The 22,398-nt window shown below is 69.0% G+C and carries 21 protein-coding genes; 16 read left to right on the forward strand and 5 right to left on the reverse strand.

The window, feature by feature from the left end:
* Positions 1-525: 525 nt before the first annotated feature.
* The 4 genes from dctP (PP1_RS29850) (at position 526) to PP1_RS29865 (ending at position 5,045) form a co-directional block, all read left to right on the forward strand.
* Positions 526-1,524, forward strand: a complete 999-nt coding sequence (gene dctP / locus PP1_RS29850) for a TRAP transporter substrate-binding protein DctP (RefSeq protein ID WP_249266133.1) — start codon at positions 526-528, stop codon at positions 1,522-1,524.
* A 42-nt stretch (positions 1,525-1,566) separates the two neighbouring features.
* Complete coding sequence (locus PP1_RS29855) at positions 1,567-2,100, forward strand: TRAP transporter small permease subunit (protein ID WP_157179043.1); 534 nt, start codon at positions 1,567-1,569, stop codon at positions 2,098-2,100.
* Between the two features lie 15 nt (positions 2,101-2,115).
* Positions 2,116-3,528: a TRAP transporter large permease gene (locus PP1_RS29860; protein WP_010243653.1), complete on the forward strand. Its 1,413-nt coding sequence runs from the start codon at positions 2,116-2,118 to the stop codon at positions 3,526-3,528.
* A gap of 857 nt (positions 3,529-4,385) precedes the next feature.
* Complete coding sequence (locus tag PP1_RS29865; protein WP_075315398.1) at positions 4,386-5,045, forward strand: GntR family transcriptional regulator; 660 nt, start codon at positions 4,386-4,388, stop codon at positions 5,043-5,045.
* Between the two features lie 353 nt (positions 5,046-5,398).
* On the opposite strand, the gene PP1_RS31645 is transcribed toward PP1_RS29865, so the two are convergent.
* Together PP1_RS31645 and PP1_RS29870 are read right to left on the reverse strand one after the other, a co-directional pair.
* Positions 5,399-5,506 (reverse strand): hypothetical protein, encoded by a 108-nt coding sequence (locus PP1_RS31645; RefSeq protein WP_443217609.1) that lies wholly within the window; start codon positions 5,504-5,506, stop codon positions 5,399-5,401.
* A 100-nt stretch (positions 5,507-5,606) separates the two neighbouring features.
* A complete protein-coding gene (locus PP1_RS29870) occupies positions 5,607-6,041 on the reverse strand; it encodes an SDR family NAD(P)-dependent oxidoreductase (protein ID WP_075315328.1) in 435 nt (144 codons plus the stop codon).
* 188 nt (positions 6,042-6,229) lie between these two features.
* On the opposite strand from PP1_RS29870, the gene PP1_RS29875 reads away from it, so the two are divergent.
* From PP1_RS29875 to PP1_RS29885, 3 genes are all read left to right on the forward strand, one after another.
* Positions 6,230-8,119 (forward strand): propionyl-CoA synthetase, encoded by a 1,890-nt coding sequence (locus PP1_RS29875; protein WP_075315326.1) that lies wholly within the window; start codon positions 6,230-6,232, stop codon positions 8,117-8,119.
* 205 nt (positions 8,120-8,324) lie between these two features.
* Positions 8,325-9,317, forward strand: coding sequence for a TRAP transporter substrate-binding protein DctP (gene dctP / locus PP1_RS29880; protein ID WP_010230697.1), 993 nt, complete (start codon positions 8,325-8,327; stop codon positions 9,315-9,317).
* Between the two features lie 155 nt (positions 9,318-9,472).
* On the forward strand, positions 9,473-9,970 hold the full coding sequence (locus PP1_RS29885; protein ID WP_010230700.1) for a flavin reductase family protein: 498 nt from the start codon (positions 9,473-9,475) through the stop codon (positions 9,968-9,970).
* 478 nt (positions 9,971-10,448) lie between these two features.
* Here PP1_RS29885 and PP1_RS29890 read toward each other — a convergent pair whose 3' ends face one another.
* A complete protein-coding gene (locus PP1_RS29890; protein ID WP_162097281.1) occupies positions 10,449-10,733 on the reverse strand; it encodes a hypothetical protein in 285 nt (94 codons plus the stop codon).
* Between the two features lie 531 nt (positions 10,734-11,264).
* Between PP1_RS29890 and PP1_RS29895 the strand changes: the two genes are divergently transcribed.
* Entirely contained in the window at positions 11,265-12,080 is an 816-nt protein-coding gene (locus tag PP1_RS29895; protein WP_010230707.1) for a mycofactocin-coupled SDR family oxidoreductase, read from the forward strand.
* Between the two features lie 25 nt (positions 12,081-12,105).
* On the opposite strand, the gene PP1_RS29900 is transcribed toward PP1_RS29895, so the two are convergent.
* The gene (locus PP1_RS29900; RefSeq protein ID WP_010230710.1) at positions 12,106-12,324 is read right to left on the reverse strand and encodes a hypothetical protein; all 219 of its coding nucleotides are present in this window, start codon (positions 12,322-12,324) and stop codon (positions 12,106-12,108) included.
* A 106-nt stretch (positions 12,325-12,430) separates the two neighbouring features.
* The gene (locus PP1_RS29905) at positions 12,431-12,910 is read right to left on the reverse strand and encodes a cytochrome P450 (RefSeq protein WP_083697411.1); all 480 of its coding nucleotides are present in this window, start codon (positions 12,908-12,910) and stop codon (positions 12,431-12,433) included.
* Positions 12,911-13,442: 532 nt separating this feature from the next.
* On the opposite strand from PP1_RS29905, the gene PP1_RS29910 reads away from it, so the two are divergent.
* The 8 genes from PP1_RS29910 (at position 13,443) to PP1_RS29945 (ending at position 22,391) form a co-directional block, all read left to right on the forward strand.
* The gene (locus PP1_RS29910) at positions 13,443-15,230 is read left to right on the forward strand and encodes an acyclic terpene utilization AtuA family protein (RefSeq protein ID WP_029239562.1); all 1,788 of its coding nucleotides are present in this window, start codon (positions 13,443-13,445) and stop codon (positions 15,228-15,230) included.
* Positions 15,231-15,232: 2 nt separating this feature from the next.
* Positions 15,233-16,006, forward strand: coding sequence for an SDR family NAD(P)-dependent oxidoreductase (locus PP1_RS29915; RefSeq protein ID WP_010230716.1), 774 nt, complete (start codon positions 15,233-15,235; stop codon positions 16,004-16,006).
* Positions 16,007-16,068: 62 nt separating this feature from the next.
* Entirely contained in the window at positions 16,069-16,260 is a 192-nt protein-coding gene (locus PP1_RS29920; protein WP_139324212.1) for a hypothetical protein, read from the forward strand.
* Between the two features lie 4 nt (positions 16,261-16,264).
* On the forward strand, positions 16,265-16,723 hold the full coding sequence (locus PP1_RS29925) for an FCD domain-containing protein (protein WP_010230720.1): 459 nt from the start codon (positions 16,265-16,267) through the stop codon (positions 16,721-16,723).
* Between the two features lie 176 nt (positions 16,724-16,899).
* The gene (locus PP1_RS29930; protein ID WP_029239563.1) at positions 16,900-18,063 is read left to right on the forward strand and encodes an LLM class flavin-dependent oxidoreductase; all 1,164 of its coding nucleotides are present in this window, start codon (positions 16,900-16,902) and stop codon (positions 18,061-18,063) included.
* Positions 18,060-18,851 (forward strand): enoyl-CoA hydratase-related protein, encoded by a 792-nt coding sequence (locus PP1_RS29935; protein ID WP_010230724.1) that lies wholly within the window; start codon positions 18,060-18,062, stop codon positions 18,849-18,851. Before PP1_RS29930 ends, PP1_RS29935 begins: the two co-directional genes overlap by 4 nt.
* A gap of 40 nt (positions 18,852-18,891) precedes the next feature.
* Positions 18,892-20,073: an acyl-CoA dehydrogenase family protein gene (locus PP1_RS29940; RefSeq protein WP_010230726.1), complete on the forward strand. Its 1,182-nt coding sequence runs from the start codon at positions 18,892-18,894 to the stop codon at positions 20,071-20,073.
* A gap of 11 nt (positions 20,074-20,084) precedes the next feature.
* Positions 20,085-22,391 (forward strand): CaiB/BaiF CoA-transferase family protein, encoded by a 2,307-nt coding sequence (locus PP1_RS29945; protein ID WP_010230729.1) that lies wholly within the window; start codon positions 20,085-20,087, stop codon positions 22,389-22,391.
* The last annotated feature ends 7 nt before the right edge of the window (positions 22,392-22,398 follow it).

Raw genomic sequence — 22,398 nt, forward strand, 5'->3', positions numbered from 1 at the left:
GCTGAGTTGGCCGGCGATCGGGTGGACCGTACGAGCGAGCGTTGACCAGGTCCGCAGCCAGCGGGGTGAGTGCAGCACCGTCCTCCGTCGATGCGTGGTCCGAAGTGGATGAATCGACGGCACGACCTGCCCGTTCGCATCCTGTCGGCGGGTCCTGAGATGTCCCACGACGCCGGTTGATTCTTGACACGTCCCACCGATCATGCCAAGTTCGGAGCCAATCTCGGCTCCAGTTTCGCCGTAGCCTCAGCGAGGAGGACCTGTGACGGCGCTCGACTTGATTGTCTTCGGCGTGTCTCGACTCGCGGCAGCCCGACTCCGGGCCGATCCGGAACCGGTCTCAGCGGTCCCAGAGTGTCCTGAGCACGCAGTCCGGCCGTCGCGCGTATCCGCGCCGAGGATGGACATCGAAAGGTCCTCACCATGCAATCGTTGACAGTCTTCCGTGTCCTCGTGTCGATCCTGGTTCTCAGCCTGGGTACCGTCTCGTGCGCAGCCCCCCCGGTGGCTCGGGCCGGCGGTGACGTGCAGACCCTGACCTACACGACCTACCTGTCGCGCGACCATCCCTTCTCTCGCACGTTCGAGGACTGGATGGCGTCGGTGAGTGCTCGAACCGGCGGACAGATCCGGTTCGAATCGTTCTACGATGGATCGCTCTGTCCTTCCGACGAGACACTGAGTTGTGTCGAGGACGGCCGGGTCGACATCGGTTTCGATGCTCCGCCGTTCAATCCGGTTCTGTCGGTGGCCAACATCGGTTCGGTCGCCTTCCAGACGCCCGACTTCGACACCGTCACACGAGCGTTGAACAGGCTCGACGACGAGTCTGACGCGCTGGGGGAGGAGTACCGGAATCGGAACCAGCACCTGCTGTTCCTGGGTAGCGGGACACCCCCGGTTCTCGCGCTGTCGAACTCGGCCCAGGTGGATTCGCTCGATGATCTTGACGGGCTCAGTGTGCGCGCGACCGGTGGGATGGCCACTGGGCTGCAGCTGCTCGGGATGAACACCGCAGCGATCGAAGCGACGCAGATCTATGAGTCGATAGAGCGAGGTGTCGTGAGCGGCACAGGGTATGGATTCGACACATTCACCGACACGGGACTGCACGAGGTCGCGCCTCAGCTGTTCGACATCAGCGATATGGGTGTCTACAACTCCGTCAACTTCAGCCTCAATCTCGACGTATGGGAGGGGCTCTCGCCCGAGGTGCAGCAGGCCATGGATGCGGCCAGTGCCGAAGCCGTCGACGGGGGGATGACCGGACACCAGATCGACGCGATCGCCGAGAACTGCAAGGTGTTGCGCGACGCCGGAATCGAGATCATCGCCCTCGGTGACGACGAGGCCGGCAGGCGGTGGGGCAGTGACGGCACCGCCGCACAGGGCGCTTCATGGGTTCGCTCGAACTCGTCGACGCTCGCCGATCCGCAGGCGCTACTGGATCGATACCTGGAACTGATAGCTGAATCCAGGCCGGACGACGAGCAAACCCTTGCCGACTATTGCGCGTCGGTCTGATCCGGGCATCACAGGAGGTCTGTTGTGGACGTAATAGATCGCTTGCTCGACCGTCTCTCCCGGTCGCTGGCAGCGCTGAGCGCGATCAGTCTCATCGTCGTCGCTCTCATTCTCGTCGTCGACGTTCTTCATCGAAACATCAGTGGCCGCTCCATCGCCGGAGCGTTCGAACTGGTCGAGACGATCGTGGTGATGATCGCGTTCCTGGGGATCATGCATGCCGAACGGAGTCGGACCAATGTGAGGATCACTTTTGTGACCGCGAGGATGTCGGCGCGTCTGGCAGGTCCTGCCCGGCTCGTCGGTACCGTCGTGAACCTGATAGTCGCCGTGTGGTTCACCGTTGCTACCTGGTCCACCGCGGTGGCGTCGACAGCCCGCGGAGAGTTCACGCAGGGACTGGTCGCCTATCCGACGTGGCCCGCGAAACTGATCATCGCTGTTGGTTTCACGGCACTCACGTTGCAGGTCGCGGTCGATCTCATAGTCCGGAGTCTGGCGGTGTCGTCGGACCGAACCGTCGTGCCAGCTCCTGCAACCACACTGACGCCCACGCCCACGCCCCGCCATGTGTGACCAACGGAGAGCACAGTGACCCCTGAAATCGTCGTCGGCATCGTCGTCGTCGCGTTCCTCGCACTGCTCGCGCTCGAGACCCCGGTCGCCTTCGCGCTCGCAGGATCCGGGCTTCTCGGGATCGCGCTGCTCGACGGTGCGTCGCGAGGGACCTCGTGGCTCGGTTCGACGCCGTTCTCGGCGGTGTCGTCCTACAACCTCGCTGTGATTCCGCTATATATCCTTCTCGGGATGCTGGCCCTCTACGGCGGGCTGGCTGAGAAGACCTATGCGCTCGCCTCTCGCGCGCTCGGGTGGGTCCCGGGAGGTATGGGCATTGCCACAGTGGCGGCCTGCAGCGGGTTCGCGGCGGTGTCGGGCTCCAGCGTCGCCACGGCGGCGAGCATCGGAAAGATCTCCGTCACCGAGATGCGTCGACACGGTTACCGCACCAGTTTCGCCGCAGGGATCGTGGCAGTCGGCGGCACCCTGGGGATCCTCATTCCGCCCAGCGTCGCGCTGGTGATGTACGGCGTGGTGTCGGGAGAGTCGATCGGCCAGCTCTTGGCCGCCGGTGTCGTTCCCGGCGTCCTGTCCGCACTGGTCTACTGCCTGTTCATCGGCTTTGCCAGTCGGCGCTACGTTGTGGAGGCAGACGTCGATCTGCAGGCCGAGTTGGTTCGTGCAGGCGGAGCCTCCATCCCGGAGGCGGGCTCGGACAGGACGACTTCGGGTCCGAGTGGTCCGTCCCGAGGTGGACAGTCCGCTCCGGTGTCGGCCTTCGGACGAGTGCGTCCGTTGCTGTGGCTTGGCATGATCTTCCTGTCGATCTTCGTGGGAATTTTCACCGGTCTGCTCACAGTGATCGAGTCCGCCGCCGTAGGGGCTCTGGTCGCGATGGTCATGCTCCTGGTCGAGAATCGCCGCGGGAGTGGCCTGCGAGGTGTCTGGACCCGGTTCGTCGCTGCCGTGCAGGAGAGCGCGTCCGTCGCCTCGATGGCCTTCATGCTGCTCGTCGGGGCGACGATCTTCTCGACGTTCCTCGTGCTGTCGCGGGTCCCCGACCGTATGGCAGAGGCCATCGCCGGCCTGGCCGTTCCGCGGATCGTCGTGCTGTGCGTGATCCTCGTGGTCCTGCTGGTGCTCGGGACGGTCCTTGAGACACTGTCGCTCATCCTCGTGGCGGTCCCGCTCGTCTATCCGATCATCATCGAACTCGGGTACGACGGCGTGTGGTTCGGCATCCTGTTCGTGATGATGGTCGAGATCGGCCTGATCACGCCGCCGGTCGGTATGAACGTGTTCGTGGTGTCGTCCAGCGCCGGCGTGCCGGTCGAAACCGTCTTCCGCGGCATCCTTCCGTTCCTGGTGCCGGCGATCGCGCTTGTCGCGCTCGTCGTGATGTTCCCGCAGATCGCGTTGTGGCTGCCGTCACTCGCCGTCGAGTGATCGTCGTCTGCCGCGGCACGTTCGTCCGGCCGCATCCGGCAGGCGGGAGCCACCGGTGGAACCGACAGTGCTCGAGCTCGTCGTTGCGGTCTCGGGAGCGGCTCTGGGCCTGGGGAGCACGCCGTCGCGCGTTACGGCGGTGACGCGGTGATGGAGGTATCAGTCCGGAGCGACGTGGCGCCCGGGCCGAGGCGGTTCAGCGGAACGTTCGTCGCCACCGCCACCGCCACCGCCACGACTGCCGTCGAGAGAGCGAGAACGACCTCGGCACGGTCGGCGCTGCAGCTGCCGGCATCGGCATCTCGGTCCTGGTGCCGGAGACGGCTGGATCCGGGGGAGTGGTCGCAGGTGCTCGCGGTCGGAGCTGACAGGACGTTCCTGACCCTGCCTGAGGTCGGACGCAGGATGCTCGATTGCGATGACAACGGCGCGCTCGTCCCTCGGATCGGGCAGCCCCGTCGATGGGCAGGTGCACCGAGTGATCCACCCGTTGTCTCGGTCCGGGTTCGAAAGGCTGGTCAAGACGCGTGCGTTCGGGTGGGGGCAGTGTGGTGTCCGGGGCGACGGGATCGCGCCGGGGTCCGTGGACCTGCCCGTCCTGCGTGCGGTCCAGGGCCGGACAGATCGAGGGGCACAGTGGTCGCGAGGCTTATGGGCGGTCGGCTCCAGTTCCCGACAAACAGGCATGGGCGGTGATGCTCCTGGTCTCCGCCATGTCGTCCGACGCCGACGGGGTGATGCTTCCGGTGCACGGTGCCTCGGCCGGGACCTCACTCAGCTCACCGCGCAGCTGTGACCACGTCGCCGCGAGAAGGTGGCTCCCGAATCGTAGCCACTTCGGCGATACAATCGCCACTATGAGCGTCATCGGGGATCCCACGAGAGCCGCCGAGGGGACTGGCGCAGTCCAGCGCGCGGCCGCGTCGATTCGCGAGCTCGTCATGAAACGTCAACTGGTGCCGGGGCAGCAGGTTCGGCAGGAGGACCTGTCACAGCAGATCAGCATCAGTCGTGGTCCCATCCGGGAGGCGCTCCAGATCCTGCAGGCCGACGGTGTCGTCGCCTACGAGCGGAACCGGGGCTACTTCGTCTCCCAGTTCAGCGCGGACGAGATGCGACAGCTCTACCTGGCCCGGGACCTGCTGGAGACCGCAGTCCTGTCCGAGCTCGGTCGCCCGACCGACGAACAGCTGGCTGAACTCACTGCCGTCAACGAGGGGGTCAGGGCAGCGGGGCTGGACGTCGACCAGATAATGCGTGGTAACGATGCCTTCCACTCGTTGATCCTGAACCTGTCTGATCAAAGACTGCTGGTTGCCGAGATCGATCGTGTGTGGCGGATGTCGGTCGCGTATCGCGCCCTGTCTGTCAGCGTGCTCAACGACTCCCGGGTGGTCGCGGAGGAACACGACGAGATGCTCCACGCTCTGCGCAGCGGGGACGGGCCCGAGTTGGCCGAGCTGTGGCGCTCGCACCGGCAGGTCTCCCTGAACCGACTCCTTCCGATCCTGCGCTGACGAGCGACTCCATGGTGACTCCGGCGGAGGAGCACTCGGCTCCTCGGGAGCGAGCCGAGTGGACTTCGCCGAAGAGTTCGTGCTCGGCCGCCGACCGGGTCGCTCGTGACCTTCTTCCGCGGACCGCGCATCCGGTGTCTCATCTGGGTGGGGAACCGTCTCCTGCAGCGGGGCGCTGACGGCAGTCGGTGACCGGATCCGATCGGGTGTCGATGTGCGCGCCGTTCGTGTGACGATCCGGACTCTGAGCGACGTGTATCTCCGGGATCACAGCCGACCGGGCCAGAGCAGACCGGTCATCGGTCGGGAGGTAAAGCGCCGGGCGCTGCCTGCGCTCGTCAGGGGTCACGAGGTCAGGAACAGCAGGGCGCCGTCGAGCTCGTGTCGTTCACCCGTCGTGCGAGCGGGCTGCGGCACTCGACGAAACGGTGCAGGTCCTGCGGCGGAACCTGGTCGGTCATCTCTGTGGCGAAGTAGCCGGGAGCGATCGCGTTGACACGGATGCCCCGCCTCCCTGCTCACCGCTGCGAGAGATCACGGGTCAGCCCGATGAAGTTCTGCCTAGGACGCGGCGTAGGCGGCCTGCGGCGCGTAGGACGCGATGGAGCCGAGCGTGCTGGCGATATTGACGATGCTGGATCCGCGGTCCTTCGCGCGGGCGAACTCCTGGGCCTTCCAGTACGCCCCCTCGAGATTGACGTCGATGACCGCGCGGAACTCCGCCGGTGACTCGCGAAGGGCTGGGCGGGCGGTCCCGATTCCGGCGTTGTTGACCAGGATGTCGATGCGGCCCAGCTGTCTGATCGCCTCTGTGTGACCCGCTCGCAGTCGCCGGGATCGGACACGTCGGCAGTTGCCACGATCACCCGGCGGCCGAGCCTCTCGACGTGCGCCGCGGTCTCGTCGAGCCGTTCGATCCTCCGTGCCGCGGGACGACGTTTGCTCCTGCAGCGGCGAGAACGCCGACGAAGCGCGCGCCGAGCCCGGAGCTGGCACCGGTCACCACCACTACGCGGTCGTCGAGGCGGACCTCCTGCAGCACGTTCATGATCGTGTGGTCATTCCCTGTTCGGTTTCGGTGAGCCGGGTGTCGGCCTTGACGGGCACGCCGCACAGGTGAGTATTGTATCAAGAATTGGAGCCAATACAGGTCGAGTGTTCCCGACCTCGGAACGGAGTTGCCGGTGGCCGGTTACGAGGAGATCTTCCGATCCAGCGTCGAGGACCGTGAGGGCTTCTGGCTCCGCGCGGCGTCGGTGCTCGACTGGCACGTGGCCCCCACGACCGCGCTCGACGAGTCGGACCCGCCGTTCTACCGCTGGTTCCCCGACGGCGAGCTCAACGTCTGCCACAACGCCCTGGACCGGCACGTCGAGGCCGGCAACGGCGACCGGACCGCGCTGGTCCACGACTCGCCGGTCACCGGCACGAAGCGGTCCTACACCTACTCCGACCTGCGCGACGAGGTCGCCACGTTCGCCGGTGTGCTGCGCGACCAGGGCGTGGGGCGCGGTGACCGGGTCGTGATCTACATGCCGATGGTGCCCGAGGCCGCGGTCGCGATGCTGGCCTGCGCGCGGCTCGGTGCGATCCACTCGGTCGTCTTCGGCGGGTTCGCCGCGAAGGAGCTCGCGGTCCGGATCGACGACGCCGGGCCGAAGGTCGTCGTCTCGGCGTCCTGCGGCATCGAGGGCAGCCGTGTCATCGAGTACAAGCCGCTGCTCGACAAGGCCATCGAGCTCGCCGAGCGCAAGCCCGACGCGACGGTGATCCTGCAGCGCGAGCAGGCCGTGGCGGCGATGGGCCCGATCGACGTCGACTGGGCCGCGGCCGCGGCGACAGCCACCCCGGCGGACCCGGTACCGGTGCGCAGCACCGACCCGCTCTACGTCCTCTACACCTCCGGCACCACCGGCAAGCCGAAGGGCGTGGTGCGCGACTCCGGCGGCTACGCGACGGCCCTGGCCTGGTCGATGCCCAACATCTACGACGTCGGCGCCGGCGAGACGATCTTCACCGCGTCCGACGTGGGCTGGGTCGTCGGCCACTCCTACATCGTCTACGCGCCGCTGCTGGCCGGGGCCACGACCGTGCTCTACGAGGGCAAGCCGGTCGGCACCCCCGACGCCGGGCAGTTCTGGCGGGTCGTGCAGGAGAACAAGGTGAAGTCGGTGTTCACCGCACCGACCGCGTTCCGGGCGATCAAGAAGGAGGACCCCGAGGGTGCCTTCGTCGCGCAGTACGACGTCTCGTCGCTGCAGTACCTGTTCCTGGCCGGCGAGCGCCTCGACCCGGAGACCTACCGGTGGGCCGCCGACCTGCTCGGCATCCCGGTGATCGACCACTGGTGGCAGACCGAGACCGGCTGGCCGATCGCGGCGAACCCGGCCGGGATCGAGCTGCTCGACATCAAGCCCGGCTCCCCGACCCGCCCGATGCCGGGCTGGGACGTCCAGGTCCTCGACGAGACCGGCCGGCCGGCCGAGCCCGGTGTCGACGGCGCGATCGTCGCGAAGCTGCCCCTGCCGCCGGGCGCGTTCCCGACCCTGTGGAACGACGACGAGCGCTACGTGAACTCCTACATGGCCGCGTTCGAGGGCTACTACCTCACCGGCGACGGCGGCCACCTCGACTCCGACGGCTACGTGTTCGTCATGGGCCGCACCGACGACGTCATCAACGTCGCCGGGCACCGCCTGTCCACCGGCGGCATGGAGGAGGTCCTCGCCTCACACCCCGACGTCGCCGAGTGCGCGGTGATCGGCGTCGCCGACACCATGAAGGGCCAGATCCCGCGCGGGTTCGTGGTGCTCAAGTCCGGCGTCGACAGCACCGCCGAGGGCTACGACGAGAAGCTGCGCGCCGAGCTCGTCCAGATGGTGCGCGACCAGATCGGGGCGGTCGCCTCGCTCAAGGACGTCGCCGTCGTCCCCGCCCTGCCCAAGACCCGCTCCGGGAAGATCCTGCGCAAGACCATGCGCGGGATCGCCGACGGCGCCGACGAGCCGGTGCCCTCCACCATCGACGACGCGTCGGTCCTCGACACCCTCCGCCCGGTGCTCCGCAAGGAGTGACCGGCAGGTCGACGGCGCCGCTGCCGCTACTTGCAAGGCCAAGTCCAGGATGCTCACCGAGGAGAAGCCTGTGTTGCCTCATGCTCGTCCGCCGCTTCGCGGTCGCCGACTCCCGGCGCGCGTCGCCGCTGCAGTGCTCGCCGCCTTCGCCCTACTCCTCCCGGCTTGCTCTGTTCCCACGGAGGACTCACCTGGCGAGGTCCGTGTGCTGACATTCAGCACCTACCACTCGCGTGAGCACCCGAACTCCCGAACCTTCCAAGATTGGATGGACTCAGTCACTGCCCGGACCGGGGGGAAGATCAGGTTCGAGGCCTTCTACGACGGTTCCTTGTGCCCGGCCGACGAGACGTTGAGCTGTGTCGAGGACGGCCGGGTCGACCTAGCCTTCGACTCGCCGGCGTTCAACCCGGTCCTTGCGGTCGCCAACGTCGGTTCGATCGCGTTCCAGACCCCGGACTTCGACGCCGTGACGCGGGCGATGAACGCGTTGCTCGACGAGGCTCCCGAGTTGGGTGCGGAGTACCGCGATCGTAATCAGCACGTCCTGTTCCTCGGCGGGGGTACGCCACCGGTGCTGGCACTGAACGACTCGGTCACGGTGCGCAGCCTGGACGACCTGGGTGGTGTCTCGGTCCGGGCCACAGGTGGGATGGCGACCGGCCTGCGCCTGCTCGGGATGCAACCGGCTGCTGTGGAGCCCTCGCAGACCTACGAGGCGATCGAGCGTGGAGTGGTGTCCGGCATCGGGTACAGCCTGGACTCGTTGACCGACGGACGCCTGCACGAGGTCGCCGACCAGGTGTTCGACATCAGCGACATGGGTGTGTACGCCATCGTCACCTACGGCATCAACGTCGACGTCTGGGATAGCCTCGACGCCGACGTCCAGGAGGCGATGCGAGCCGCCAGCGACGACGCGGTCGCCGGCAGCATGACCGCCCATCAGGACCAGGCTGTCCGAGAAAGCTGCACCATCCTGGGTGAGGCCGGTATCGAGGTCGTCCCGCTGGGACGCGACGACAGGGGCGGCCAGTGGGCCGCTGAGGGGACGGCGGTGCAGCGAGCCCAGTGGGAAGAGGCCACGGCCGGGCTGCTCGCCGATCCCCGAGCCTTCTCGCAACGCTATGTCGATCTCGTGAAGGAGTTCGCGCCGGAGCGGCCGAGGGGGGTGGCCGAGGCGTGCGCGGAAGAATAGGTCTTCCGGGCTCGTCGACACCGTAACTGGCCGGCTCCGTGCGGCCTCCGACCAGCGTCGCGACTTCGTCGCCTGAATCGGCTGAGCCACTCGTCGGCCTCCATCCCGCCTCGTCCCGCTGTCGCTTGTCGACGGCCCGCCTATTGGAGAATCTCATGATCGAGACCGATCCACTGACCGGTGATGTCGATCAGCTTCGTCATGTGTTCGGCTGCTTCCCCTCGGGGGTTGCGGCGATCTGCGCAATGGTGGATGGCGAGCCGGTCGGAATGGCCGCGAGCTCGTTCACCTCCGTGTCGATGAAGCCCCCGCTGGTGTCTGTCTGCGTCCAGAACTCGTCGTCGACTTGGCCGAAGCTTCGTGAGGCCTCGCGCCTGGGTGTCAGCCTCCTCGCCCAGGACCAGGGCATGGAGTGCGCGAGCCTGGCACGGAAGAACGGCGATCGGTTCGCGGAGATCGCATGGCGACAGAACGGTTCAGGGGGAGTTTTGATCCTGGGAGCAACGGCATGGCTGGACTGTTCGATTCATCAGGAGGTGGCAGCGGGAGACCACGCCATCATCCTGCTGCGAATCCACGGGGTGTGGTCGGACTCCGTCGCGGAACCGCTGGTCTTCCACCGCAGCCGACTCCGTCGCCTAGTGGCGATGTGACCGGCTCGCCTGATCGCGGCCTCCAGCAGCAACTCAGGGCAGTGCCGGGACGGCGGCCGGATGGTGTGCGTTCGGCTCGCCACCGATCGGTGGAACTGCGTTGTCCGGGAGAGGATGCGGGTTCTTCACGGAGCCGCCCGCAGGTCCTCGGAGGAATCGCTCGTCGAGAGTCGCGACAGGATGGGGCGGCTGAAATCGCCCGCCGAGGACAGGGACCTCGTAGCCGGCGCGCGACGTCTCCGCCGAGTCGGCGGAAGGACGTGTATCGGGTGGGAGGAGAGTCTGAGGCCGGGCTCCACCTCACTGCGTTGCTGCGATCAGGGCGGACGCGCTGGAGCTGCACCTCGTCGCGGACGTGCCCACGGCAACCTCCCGCACGTCGGACTGTCGGTCCTGATCTTTTCGCACGTTGACGCACTGCCCCGGACCGTGGCCGACAGATCAATCTCAAGGTACCGACGGCCTGTCGTAGCGCGAGTCAGACCACCGCCCCGAGGCGGTACTGCCCCATCGTCACAGTCGTAGCGAGTCGCGAGCCCGCGCCACTGTTTGACTTGGCGACCACCGCGAGAGCCGCGCCGGGCACGGTGTCCTTGCTGGCCGGAGGGTCGGGGATCACTGCGACGATCCGCCGCTCGCGTAGATGGCGGTGGATCAGGCGCGAGGAATAGGCCTTGTCAGAACGCGAACGTTCGGGCCGGGTCCACGGCCGACCCGGACTCGGCCGGGCGATGCTGGGGTGCTTCATCAGGTGCGGGAACATCGGAGTCGCCATCCTGGCCCAGTCCGAGCAGGACCACCATCGGCTGGGGGTGACCGTCGACGAGCTGGTGGATCTTCGTCGACAGTCCGCCGCGGGACCGACCCATGGCGTGATCGCCGGGCTCGGCGCGCAGACTCGTATAGCTCGACCCTGCCCCTGCGTGCGGGCCAGGGTCGCCGCGTCTTGGTGAGCGCGGATGATTGTGGAGTCCAGGCTGCCCGCCCAGTCCACGATCTCGGCAGAGTCGGCGTCGACCAGCAGAGCAGCAAGAACGTGGTCCCAGGTGCCGTCACGGCAGTAGCGGCGGTGCCGCTTCCACAACGTCTGCCACGGCCCGAACTCGGACGGACATACCGCCAGGCCAGCCCGCACCGATACCGGTAGGTGACCCCCTCCGGAGCGCTTCGAGGTCGCCGGTCAGGTCGATCGGTCATTTCGGTTGATGGTTGACACCTGGTACACGTGCTGCAAAATTGGAGCCAATGTAGGCTGCAAAGGCGCCGGGTCTTTGCGTGAATCAAAGGAGAGATCATGGGCCGACTCGACGGCAAGGTCGCCGTCATCTCCGGTGCGGCTCGCGGGCAGGGCCGGGCTCACGCCGTGCGGTTGGCGGCCGAGGGCGCGGACATTGTGGCCTTCGACATCTGCGACGGCTTCGTCTACAACCGGGCGCCGGCGGCGACGTCCGAGGAGCTCGAGCAGACCCGTGACGAGGTCGAGGCGCTGGGCCGCCGATGTCTCATCGAGAAGGTCGACGCGCGGGACCTGGCGGGTCTCCAGGGCTTCGCGGGCCGGGCGTACTCCGAGTTCGGACGGGTCGACATCATCGTGGTGAACCACGGCATCTGGACGGTCGACCGCAACAGCTGGGAGCTCTCGGAGGAGTCGTGGCAGGAGAGCATCGACGTCCTGCTGACGGGTGCGTGGAAGGTGCAGAAGGCCTTCGTGCCGAAGATGATCGAGGGCGGTCGCGGCGGCTCGGTCGTGTTTACCTCGTCGGTCAACGCGATCGTGCCGCAGCCCGGCGCGGTGGCGTACTGCGCGGCCAAGAGCGGGATGCAGATGCTGATGAAGGTGCTCGCCCACGAGCTCGGTCCCCACGAGATCAGGGTGAACACGGTCAATCCCGGCTCGGTGGACACCGCGATCCGCGACGGGGGCAACATCGAAAAGTCGATCGAGTACTACCCCTACGTCTTCGGCGACGGACCGCGAACCGTGCTGGGCGGTACCACCGCCCGACCGCCGTCGATCATCTCCGATGCGGTGGCTTGGCTGGTCTCGGACGAGGCGCGGTTCGTGACCGGCGCGATGATCCCGGTCGACGCGGGGCGCCTGATCTGGTGACACGGCGTCGGGGCTCCGCACCCCGTCACGTCGGCTGAAGCGACGCGTGCCCGTGTTCGGGCGGCGGCGCGTCCTGGAGGGATGGGCGCAGCAGCTCGGACGCGGTGGCGGATCGAGGGCCGGTCGTCGGGGCGGCCGTGACGCGTTCGCCGGCGGCGCCGGGTGACTCGCCGAATTCGGCGCGAAACGATCGGGAGAAGCACCAGAACCACTGCGACCTCGGTTCGATGATCACCATGGGCACGCAGGACCACTGCATCTTCCGGCGGCGGGCGCGCGGCTAGGAGGTCGCGCCCCTGGCCTGCCTGGGGACCCTCGTCCAGTACGGCACGGTGGCCGCCGCGGCCTGGTCAAGATCGAGGAGCACGTCCCGCCGGAGAGGGTGCGCGGAACCGGACCGGGACCGAGGTCATCCCGCCCGTTTGGCCCATCGACCAGGAGGGCGCGGCATCCGCGTCCGGCTCGAACTCGGGGAGCCGTCGGAGGAACTCCTCCAGCGTGATCCGGAGCTCCAGCCGGGCGAGGTGTGACCCGATGCACCGGTGGATCCCAAAGCCGAACGCCGTGTGCCGGTTCAGCGAGCGCTCCGGGATGAACTCGTCCTGATTCTCGAACTGGCGGGGGTCGCGGTTGGTGATGGAGTGCGGCATGAACAGGAGCTGTCCCTCGCGGACGTCGACGCCACCGATCGTGGTGTCCTGCAGCGACCCGGACGGCGCCCGCGGCGGGTGTGCAGTAGCGCAACTCCTCGAGGGCCGACTGGATGCGCACGGTGGCGTCCGCCAGTCGCCTCCGCAACTCCCGCTCCCACGACATCGACCGGGGGTAATCCGGTGGGGGCTGTGGCGGCGTCCTCGACGATCACGTCAGTTCGAGCGCCTGTTCGGGGCAGGAGCCGCCCGCCAGCCGGCGGGCCAGGGCGGAGTATCCCGGGCCACTGCGGTTGGGTGGGGCGGGGGCGAGTTCGACGTGTCCGTCGTCGTCCCTCGGCGCGAACATCGCGGGGACCAGAGAGTAGTAGGGGCCCTGGCCCTGGCGCCGATCCTGTCACACGGTGAGTGCATGCAAGGACGACCTCGCCTCCGAGGGGGAGCGGTGTCGCCTCGTCGTCGAGGCGGGCCGGAGGAGTGCCGGTCGGCCGGACATCCGTTTGCATGGCCTTGCGCTCACGTCGCGGTACGGCGGGCGTCTCCGAGATTGGAACCAATCGTGGGTGACGGGTGTCACTTGTAGAGGACGACCTCACCCGTGTCCGGGTCACGCGAAGCAAGCGGGCGCATCGAGCGGCCCGACGTGTCGGGCGGCCCGTCTTCGAAGAACTGACGGTTGACGGGCGGGGTCGAGGGTGTCAATCTCGAAGCTATGGGCTCCAATATCGTAGCCAATCCGGCTCTCCGGATCGGGCAGTTCTCCGCCTACCACGGTGATCGACCGGATGGGATGGGTGAGCTGCTCGACAGCGGCGTCGACGTCCTGACCGGGGACTATCTCGCCGAACTGACGATGCTCGTCCTGCGCAAGAACCAGTCCCGGGGTGGGGTGGGCTACGCCGGGGCGTTCGTCGAGCAGCTCGAGCGCTACCTCCCGCGTATCGCGGAAGGGGGGGTCAAGGTCGTGACGAACGCGGGTGGGCTGGACCCGCGGGCGTGCGCCGAGGCCGTTCGGGAAGCGTGCCGCCGGGCCGGGGTTGACCTCACGGTGGCCGCGGTTGTCGGGGACGACCTGCGTCCCGACCTCGGCTCCGTGCTGGGGGCGGACGCCACCCTTACGAACGTCGACACCGGTCAGGAGCTCGTCCTCTCCGAGCACGAAATCCTGACCGCCAACGCCTACCTCGGCGCCTGGCCGATCGTGGTCGCGCTGGAGGCGGGGGCGGACATCGTGGTCTGCCCGCGCATGACGGACGCCTCCCTGGTGGTGGGACCCGCGGCGTGGCACCACGGGTGGGACCGTGATGCCTGGGACGAGCTGGCCGGCGCGGTCGTGGCCGGCCACCTCATCGAGTGCTGCGGGCAGGTCACGGGCGGCAACTACGCCCTCTTCCACGAACACCCCGACCTCGGCTTGCCCGGGATGCCGATCGCCGAGATCGCCGCGGACGCGAGCTGCGTGGTCACGAAGGCGACCGGCACCGGCGGTGTGGTGGACACCGGCACCGTCATCGCCCAGCTCCTCTACGAGGTGGGTGGGCGCGAGTACCTCAACCCCGACGTGACCGTGGACCTGACCTCGGTGCGCATCGCGCAGGAGGGACCGGACCGGGTCGCCGTCTCGGGCACCCGCGGGCGCGCCCCGAACGACCTGACCAAGCTCTCCCTGACCTATGAAGGCGGGTACCGGAACTCCGTGACCGTCGGGCTCACGGGCATGCACCTGCAGGACAAGATCGACTGGCTGCGCCGCGGCGTCGAGCGCGCCGTGGGTGCCCCGGAGACGTTCGACGCGTTCCGCTGGACCGTCGTCGGTCCCGTCGCGGAGACGGACGGGGACCAGGCACAGGCGTCGGCCTGGGTGGTCATCACCGCTCGCGACGTCGACCGGGCGAAGGTCGACCGGAAGGGCTTCACCGACCGCATCGTCCACCTCGGCACATCGAGCATCCCGGGCTTCTACCTGACGGCCCCGCCGCAGCGTGAACGGCTCTTCGGAGTGCAGTGGCCGTGCCTGATCGAGAAGAAGCACATCCCGACCCGGGTGCTGGTCGACGGCGCGGACCCGATCGAGGTCCACTGGCGCTCGTGGGGCGCGACGGAGGCACCGAGTCCGGCCCCGTGCGAGGTCCCCGAGGTCCCGTCCGGGCCGACGCGGCGGGTGCCGCTCGGCGATCTCGTCGGGACCCGGTCCGGTGACAAGGGAGGTATCGCCAACCTCGGGGTGTGGGCGCGGGACCCGCGCGCCTACGACTGGCTGCGCGCCACGCTCACGGCGGACCGACTCGCCGAGCTGATCCCGGAGGCGCGCGGCCTGCGTATCGACCGCCACGAGTTCCCCAACCTGTTGGCGCTCAACTTCCTCCTGGTCGGGTATCTGGAGGAGGGCGTGTCGTCGTGCACCCGGATCGACCCGCAGGCCAAGGGGCTCGGCGAGTACCTCGCGAGCCGCACGCTCGACATGCCGATCGCCCTGCTGGGCGACCCGGCCGTCCCGTAGCCGTGATCGACTTCGGCCTGGCTGGCGCCGTCGTCGCGATCACCGGCGGCGGCTCCGGCATCGGGCGGGCCATCGCCGAGGCGGCGGGCGCCCACGGGCTCACCGTGGCGGTGCTCGACCGCGACGAGCAGGCGGCCGCCGAAGTCGCGGCCGCCCTGCCCGCCGGCGCCGCGTTCGGGCTCGAGGTCCGCGACCCCGTCGCCACCGACGCCGTGTTCGACCGGGTGGAAGCGGAGCTGGGCCCGCTGCACGGTGCCGTCACGTGCGCGGGCGTGTCCCTCCCCGGTCCGGCCGAGGAGCTCTCCTACGACCGGTGGGCGACGGTCCTCGACGTCAACCTGACGGGCACGTTCCTCAGCCTGCAGGCCGCCGGCAGGCGGTTGCTCCCTCGACGTTCCGGAGCGCTGGTCGCGGTCGGGTCGGTGGACTCGTTCGGCGGCCACGCCCAGCGGGCGAACTACGCGTCGTCGAAGTTCGGCATCGCGGGCCTGGTCCGCAGCATGGCGATCGACTGGGGTCCGGCCGGCGTGCGAGTGAACGGGATAGCCCCGGGCGCGGTCGACACCCCCCTGCTGCGCCGCAACCTCCCGGACGCAGTCATCCGCGAGACCATGCTGGTCAGGACCCCGTTGGGCCGGTTGTCGACAGGTGCCGACCAGGCCGGCGCGGCGTTGTTCCTCCTGTCGCCGGCGGCCGCCTACGTGACCGGTGTGATGCTGCCGGTGGACGGAGGCGCCACGGCCGGCTACTACACCAATGTGGAGGTGGGGCCCTGAGTGCCACCGGTGCCTCGCGTCGCGGACCGGCCACCACGGCCAACTACGACACCGTGACCGGGGTGGACGAGGGTTTGCGCCGCGACAAGCAGTCCACCGACTGTGGCGTCCAGCGCGCCGCCGCGTCGGTCCACGAGATGGGCATGAAGCGGATCCTGCTGCCTGGCCAGCGCCTGCGGCAGAAGGAGCTCGCCCAGGAGATCGGGATCGGCCGCGGCTCCCATCCGCGCGGCCCTGCAGATCCTCGGCGTTGACGGCGTGGTCGAGTACGAACGCAACCGCGGCGACTTCGTCACGCAGTTCAGCTCGGACGAGCTGGGGCAGCTGTACCTGGCCCGCGACCTGCTCGAGACGGCGGTGCTGCCCAAGCTGTCCGTGCCCACCGATGACGAGCTGGTAATCCTGGTCGAGGTGACCGAGGCCCTGCGCAGCGCGGGTGTCGACGACGACATGATGATGCGCCAGAACGACCGGTTCCACGTCGAGCTTCTCGAGCTGTCCGCGCAGCTGCTTCTCGTCGCGGAGATCCAGCGGATCTGGGGGATGTCCGTCGCCTACCGGGGCCTGTCGCTGAGTGTCCTGTCCGACGCGGCGGCGGTCGGAGGAGGACGACGACATGATCGCCGCACTCCAGGCCGGGGCGGCTTGCGCCTCGCCGATCTGTGGCGCTCGCACCGTCAGGTCTCGCAGAACCGCCTGCTGCCCGTCCTGCGGTGACCGCACGGGTAGGCCGGTCGGGCCACCGTGCGCCGAAAGCTTGGCTCCGACATTATTGACTGTATTGGCTCCAATCTGGTGCACTAGGTGTGTCGCCGCTGCGGGAGAGCCTGGCTCGCTCTGGCCCCGGTATCCGCTCTCCTCGGCACCGGCTCGTCCAAAGGAGGACTTGAGGAATGACCGCAGAACCCCGTCGCATGCGTTTCGGTGTGTTTCAGGGCCCATACCACCGCCTGGGTGTCAACCCGAACCTGGCGATGCGGCGGGACCTGGAGCTGGCCGCTCACCTCGACAGGATCGGCTTCGACGAGATCTGGTTCGGCGAGCACCATTCCGGCGGTGTCGAGACCATCGCCTCTCCCGAGGTGATGATCGCCGCTGCCGCGCAGCACACGACCACCCTCAAGCTCGGCACCGGCGTCGCCTCACTGCCCTACCACCAGCCGTTCGTCCTGGCGGACCGGATCATCCAGCTCGACCACCTCACCCGCGGCAGGATGATGTTCGGCGTCGGCCCGGGCCAGCTGCTCGAGGACGCGACGATGCTCGGCATCGAGCCCTCGACCCAGCGTGCCCGGATGCAGGAGTCCCTCGAGGTCATCCTCCGGCTGTTCGCGGGCGAGACCGTGACCGCGAAGACCGAGTGGTTCACGCTGCAGGATGCGGTGCTCCAGCTGCCGAAGTACTCGAACTTCGAGATCGCAGTGACCGGCGCCGTCTCGGCGACCGGACCGGCCCTGGCAGGCAGGTACGGCACCAGCCTGCTCTCCCTCGCCGCGACCGACCCGACGGGCATCGAGCGCCTCGCCGGCCACTGGGACATCGTCGAGGAGGAGTCGATGGCTAACGGCCACAGTCCGAGCCGCGACAACTGGCGGCTTCTCGGCCCGATGTACATCGCCGAGACCGTCGAGCAGGCCAAGAAGGACGTGGCCTACGGCCTGAAGTGGCTGCAGGACTACCTGTCCCACATCACCCCGACCGCCCTGGGCACCTTCGACACGGTGGACGAGCTCGTCGACGCCCTCAACGAGTCCGGCCGCGGCGTCATCGGCACCCCGGAGATGGCCGTCGAGCAGCTGACGCGCCTGCAGGAGAAGTCCGGTGGCTTCGGCACTTATCTGTTCCAGGGCTCGGACTACGCCCGCTTCCCGAACACCCTGCGCAGTTACGAGCTGTTCGCTGAGGAGGTCATCCCACGGATGAACGGTCAGCTCGCTCCGGTCGAGGCGGCCGTCGACCGCGTCCTGAGCTCGGGCACCCTGGGTGCCGAGACCACCGCGCGGTCCCAGGCCGAGGCGACCGCCCGCTACCAGGCGTCGAGGGGCAAGCGCGGATGACCGCAGTCGACAAGGGGATCGGCACCCAGCAGGACGTGGTCCTGACCGAGCGCCGCGGCCACGTCCTCGTGGTCCGGATGAACCGGCCTCGACAGCGGAACGCGCTGAACTTCGCCCTCCGACAGGGACTGCGGGAGGCCTTCGACCTGTTCGACGCCGCTCCCGAGCTGCGCTGCGCGGTGCTGACCGGCGAGGGGCCCGCGTTCTGCGCCGGGGGAGACCTCAAGGAGATGGCCGAGAGCGCCCTGACCATTCCGCCCGAGGAGTGGGGCCTGCTCCTGGGGAGCAGGGGACGGACCGTCAAGCCGGTCATCGCGGCCGTCAACGGGTTCGCCCTCGCGGGCGGCTTCCGGCTGGCTCAGGACTGCGACCTGTGTGTGGCTGCCGAGGAGGCCACGTTCGGCATCACCGAGGTCAAGCGCGGCCGGGGAGCGCCCTGGGCCGCTCCGCTGATCTCGATGCTGCCGAAGCGGATCATGATGGAGCTGCTGCTGACCGGCGAGCCGGTCACTGCGCGGCGGGCCTACGAGGCCGGGCTCGTCAACGCCGTCGTGCCCGGGGAGGACCTGCTCGAGGCCGCCGTCGCGATGGCCTCGACGATCGCCGAGAACGCACCGCTCAGCGTGCAGGCCGCCAAGCGGACCGTCGAGCTGAGCACCGAGGTCGGGCAGAGCCAGGCCGTCCAGTCCGCCAACTGGCTCTACGAGCACGTCTACACCAGCGACGACGCGCTCGAGGGCCCACGCGCCTTCACCGAGAAGCGCGCACCCGTATGGACCGGTCGCTAGAGCCGACCACGGCCGGACCGATCATCACGAGGAGAAGAAGATGAGCGTCGTCCCGTTCCCCCACCAGGCGAAGAGGAAGGAGCTCCGCGCCGCCGTCTCCGCGCTGTGCTCGAAGTTCGATCTCGAGTACTGGGAGGCCTGCGACCGGGAGCACCGCTTCCCTGAAGAGTTCTTCCAAGCCTTTGCGGACGCCGGCTACCTCGGCGTGCTGGTCCCGGAGGAGTACGGCGGCGGCGGCGGCGAGATGCTCGACCAGGTCGCGGTGCTCGAGGAGCTCGCCGCCTCCGGCGGAGCGCTCAACGCCTGCAGCTCGGTGCACATTCCGATGCTGTGCATCCCGAGCCTTCTGGCCTTCGGGTCCCGCGAGCAGTGTGCCGAGATCCTGCCCAAGGTCGCCTCCGGTGAGCTCTTCGTGACGTTCGGGGTGACCGAGCCCGACGCCGGCACCGACACGACCCGCATCTCCACCCGGGCCACCCCCACCGACGACGGCTGGGTGATCAACGGAACGAAGGTCTGGAACTCGGGCTCGCTCCGCGGCGACAAGATCCTGCTGCTGGCGCGGACATCGGAGCCGGCCGAGGGGGAGCGGCGGGGCAACGGGCTGACCCTGTTCCTCACCGACCTGAACAGGGACACCGTCGACATCCGGGAGATCCCCAAGATCGGCCGCAACGCCGTGGCCACCGCCGAGGTGTTCTTCCACGACCACCAGGTGACCCCGGCCGAGGTCGTCGGCGAGGTGGGGCAGGGCTTCTACCACCTGCTGCACAGCCTCAACGGCGAGCGCCTGCTGATCTCTGCCGAGGCGATCGGGCTCGGCCGCTGGTCGATCGAGGCCGCGACCCGCTATGCCGAGGAACGGGTGGTCTTCGGTCGCCAGATCGGCAAGAACCAGGCCGTGCAGCACCCTCTCGCGGCGAGCTACCTGCGCCTGCTGGCCGCGGCCGAGGTCGTCTACAAGGCCGTCGACGAGTACCAGGAGAAGGGCGGCGGCGCGGTCGGCACGCTCGCCAACGCCGCGAAGTACCTCTCCAGCGAGGCCGGCTTCGGCGCCGCGGACGACGCCATGCAGGTCTTCGGCGGCTACTCCTACGCCCGCGAGTACCACATCGGGCGGTACTGGATCGAGTCCCGGCTGCAGCGGGTGGCGCCGATCAACAACCAGATGGTGCTGAACTACATCGCTGAGCGGAGCCTCGGGCTCCCGCGCAGCTACTGAGCGGAGCGTCGATGTTGACACGGGTCGACCCCGCGGCAGGGCCGCTGGCGGGGCTCGAGGTGCTCGAGATCAGCGGCAGGCCGAGCGGGGCGTACTGCGCCCGGCTGCTGCACCTGCTGGGAGCGTCGGTGGTGCGTGCCGCGGTACCGCTGGTGGCGGACGTCGCCGAGGCGCTCGGCGCAACTCTCGAGTCCGTCCTCCACGAGGGCAAGCGCGTGGTCCCGACGGAGGATCTGGAGGTGCTGCGCGCGGTCGCCGCGCGGTGCGACCTCGTGGTGGTCGACTCGCGCGAGGACGACGCCGCCGACGGTGCGGTCGTCGCGCTGACCCGCGAGGTCCTCGCCGCCTGCCCGGAGACCACCCCCGTCGTCGACATCGCCGGTCTGCGGACCGGCCTGGCCGACGGGACCGCGGTGCCGTGCGCGCCGATCGTGGCCACGGCCGCGTCGGGTATGTCCTGGGGGATCGGCTCCCCGGACGGGCCACCGCTGACCCTCCCCTACGACCTGCCGGACTTCCTGACCGGCACGGAGGCGGCCGCCGCCTCGGGGCTGGCCCTCATGCTGGCGGCCGTTGGGACGGGGGAGGCGGGCAGTCGCTGGGACGTGACGACCACGGACGTCCTCTCGTACTACGTCGGGCAGATCGGCGCGAACTTCCTGCCCTACGAGCGGCCCTGGCGCCGCGACGGCGCGCGGGCCACGGAGTCGGGCGGGTCGTACCCGGCCGCGATGTTCCCGTGCCGGGACGGGTGGGTCTCGATCATGTGCCGCACCCAGCGCGAGTACCGCGGGCTGATCGAGGCCCTCGGTGACCCGCAGTGGGCGCGCCAGCCCGGGTTCGAGGACTCGCGGGTCGTCGCCCGGTTCCACGCCGACGAGGCCGACCCCTACCTGATCGCCTGGACCACCGCCCGGACCCGCGCGGAGGTCTTCGCCGCGGGCAGCGAGCACGGGTTCCCGGTCGCTCCGGTCTCGACGATCGGCGAGGCCCTGGACCAGGAGCAGTTCGCGCACCGCGGCTTCTTCAGCCGCGACTCGTCCGGTCGCCGCCGCGCGGGCAGCCCCTTCCAGGTGTTCGAATCCCCGACGCCGGGCCCGGCCCGGACGTCGGGCTGGCCCGCCGCGGATACCGGCCGCAAGCAGCCCCTGGCCGGCCTGCGGGTGCTGGACCTGTCGTGGGTCTGGTCGGGCCCGATGGTCACGGCCGCCCTGCGCGACCTCGGTGCGGACGTGCTGAAGGTGGAGCACCGTGAGCGGGCGGACCCGGCCCGGCTGCGCGGTCGCGCACTGCGCGGCGGGATGCCGGTCGAGGGCCCCGAGCTCGAGGTCACCCCCTACTTCAACCAGATGAACCACGGCAAGCGCAGTCTGGCCATCGACATGGGCTCGCCCGAGGGCGCCGAGCTGATCGGCAGGCTGGCGGCCGAGGTCGACGTCCTGGTCGAGAACATGCGCCCCGGTGCGCTGAGCCGGAAGGGGTTCGACTACGAGTCGCTGGCCCAGCACAACCCCGGACTGGTGATGATCTCGATGTCGATGCTCGGGCAGAGCGGGCCGCTGAGCGGCATCCGCGGCTACGCCCCTGTGATGTCGGGGCTCGCCGGGCTCGACTCGGTGGTCGGGTACGACCCGGCCCACCTCATCGGCACCTACAACCCCGCCCTCGGCGACCCCAACGGCGCCGGGCACGCCCTGGCCGCACTGCTCGCGGCGCTCGTCGGACGACAGCGAACCGGGCGGGGGTCCTACGTCGACCTCTCGCAGGTCGAGGCGCTGCTCAGCGTCCTGCCGGGGCCGATCCTGGAGTGGGAGACAGCCGGTTCCGTCCCGGTGCCGGGCAACGGGCACCGGCGGTTCGCCCCGTACGGCACGTTCGCCTGCCGGGACGAGGACACGTGGGTGTCGCTCGCGGCGCGGACGCCGCGGGAACTGCGGGCGGTCGCCGATCTCGTCGGCGTCACGGACGACGATCCGGGCCTGACGGAGGCGGTAACGGCCTGGGCCGCCGGTCATGCCGATGTGGAAGCGGCCGACGAGCTGCAGCGCCGCGGCGTGCCCGCCGGTGCCGTCGTCGGCTACGAGACTGCGCTGTTCGGCGAACGGGCCATGGCGCGTGAGGTCGGCACGGTGACCGACCACCCGTGGCTCGGTGAGCAGACGGTGGTGACCGTGCCCTGGAAGGTGGACGGGCACGGATTCCGCGCCATGGGACCCGCACCGTCCCTCGGCCAGCACACCGACGTGGTCCTGACCGAGGTGCTGGGGCTCGGACCGGCCGAGATCGCCACGCTGCGCGCCCACCGGGCGATCGAATGAGGTCCCG

Source organism: Pseudonocardia sp. P1 (assembly GCF_000178675.2).
In the GTDB taxonomy this organism is placed as follows: Bacteria; Actinomycetota; Actinomycetes; order Mycobacteriales; family Pseudonocardiaceae; genus Pseudonocardia.

Bases quoted from the DNA above. Each gene is read 5' to 3' on its own strand.
- PP1_RS29865 (WP_075315398.1), top strand. From the start codon at position 4,386: ATGAGCGTCATCGGGGATCCCACGAGAGCCGCCGAGGGGACTGGCGCA.
- PP1_RS31645 (WP_443217609.1), bottom strand. From the start codon at position 5,506: ATGACCGACCAGGTTCCGCCGCAGGACCTGCACCGTTTCGTCGAGTGC.
- PP1_RS29885 (WP_010230700.1), top strand. From the start codon at position 9,473: ATGATCGAGACCGATCCACTGACCGGTGATGTCGATCAGCTTCGTCAT.
- PP1_RS29890 (WP_162097281.1), bottom strand. From the start codon at position 10,733: ATGTTCCCGCACCTGATGAAGCACCCCAGCATCGCCCGGCCGAGTCCG.
- PP1_RS29895 (WP_010230707.1), top strand. From the start codon at position 11,265: ATGGGCCGACTCGACGGCAAGGTCGCCGTCATCTCCGGTGCGGCTCGC.
- PP1_RS29910 (WP_029239562.1), top strand. From the start codon at position 13,443: ATGGGCTCCAATATCGTAGCCAATCCGGCTCTCCGGATCGGGCAGTTC.
- PP1_RS29930 (WP_029239563.1), top strand. From the start codon at position 16,900: ATGACCGCAGAACCCCGTCGCATGCGTTTCGGTGTGTTTCAGGGCCCA.
- PP1_RS29935 (WP_010230724.1), top strand. From the start codon at position 18,060: ATGACCGCAGTCGACAAGGGGATCGGCACCCAGCAGGACGTGGTCCTG.
- PP1_RS29940 (WP_010230726.1), top strand. From the start codon at position 18,892: ATGAGCGTCGTCCCGTTCCCCCACCAGGCGAAGAGGAAGGAGCTCCGC.
- PP1_RS29945 (WP_010230729.1), top strand. From the start codon at position 20,085: ATGTTGACACGGGTCGACCCCGCGGCAGGGCCGCTGGCGGGGCTCGAG.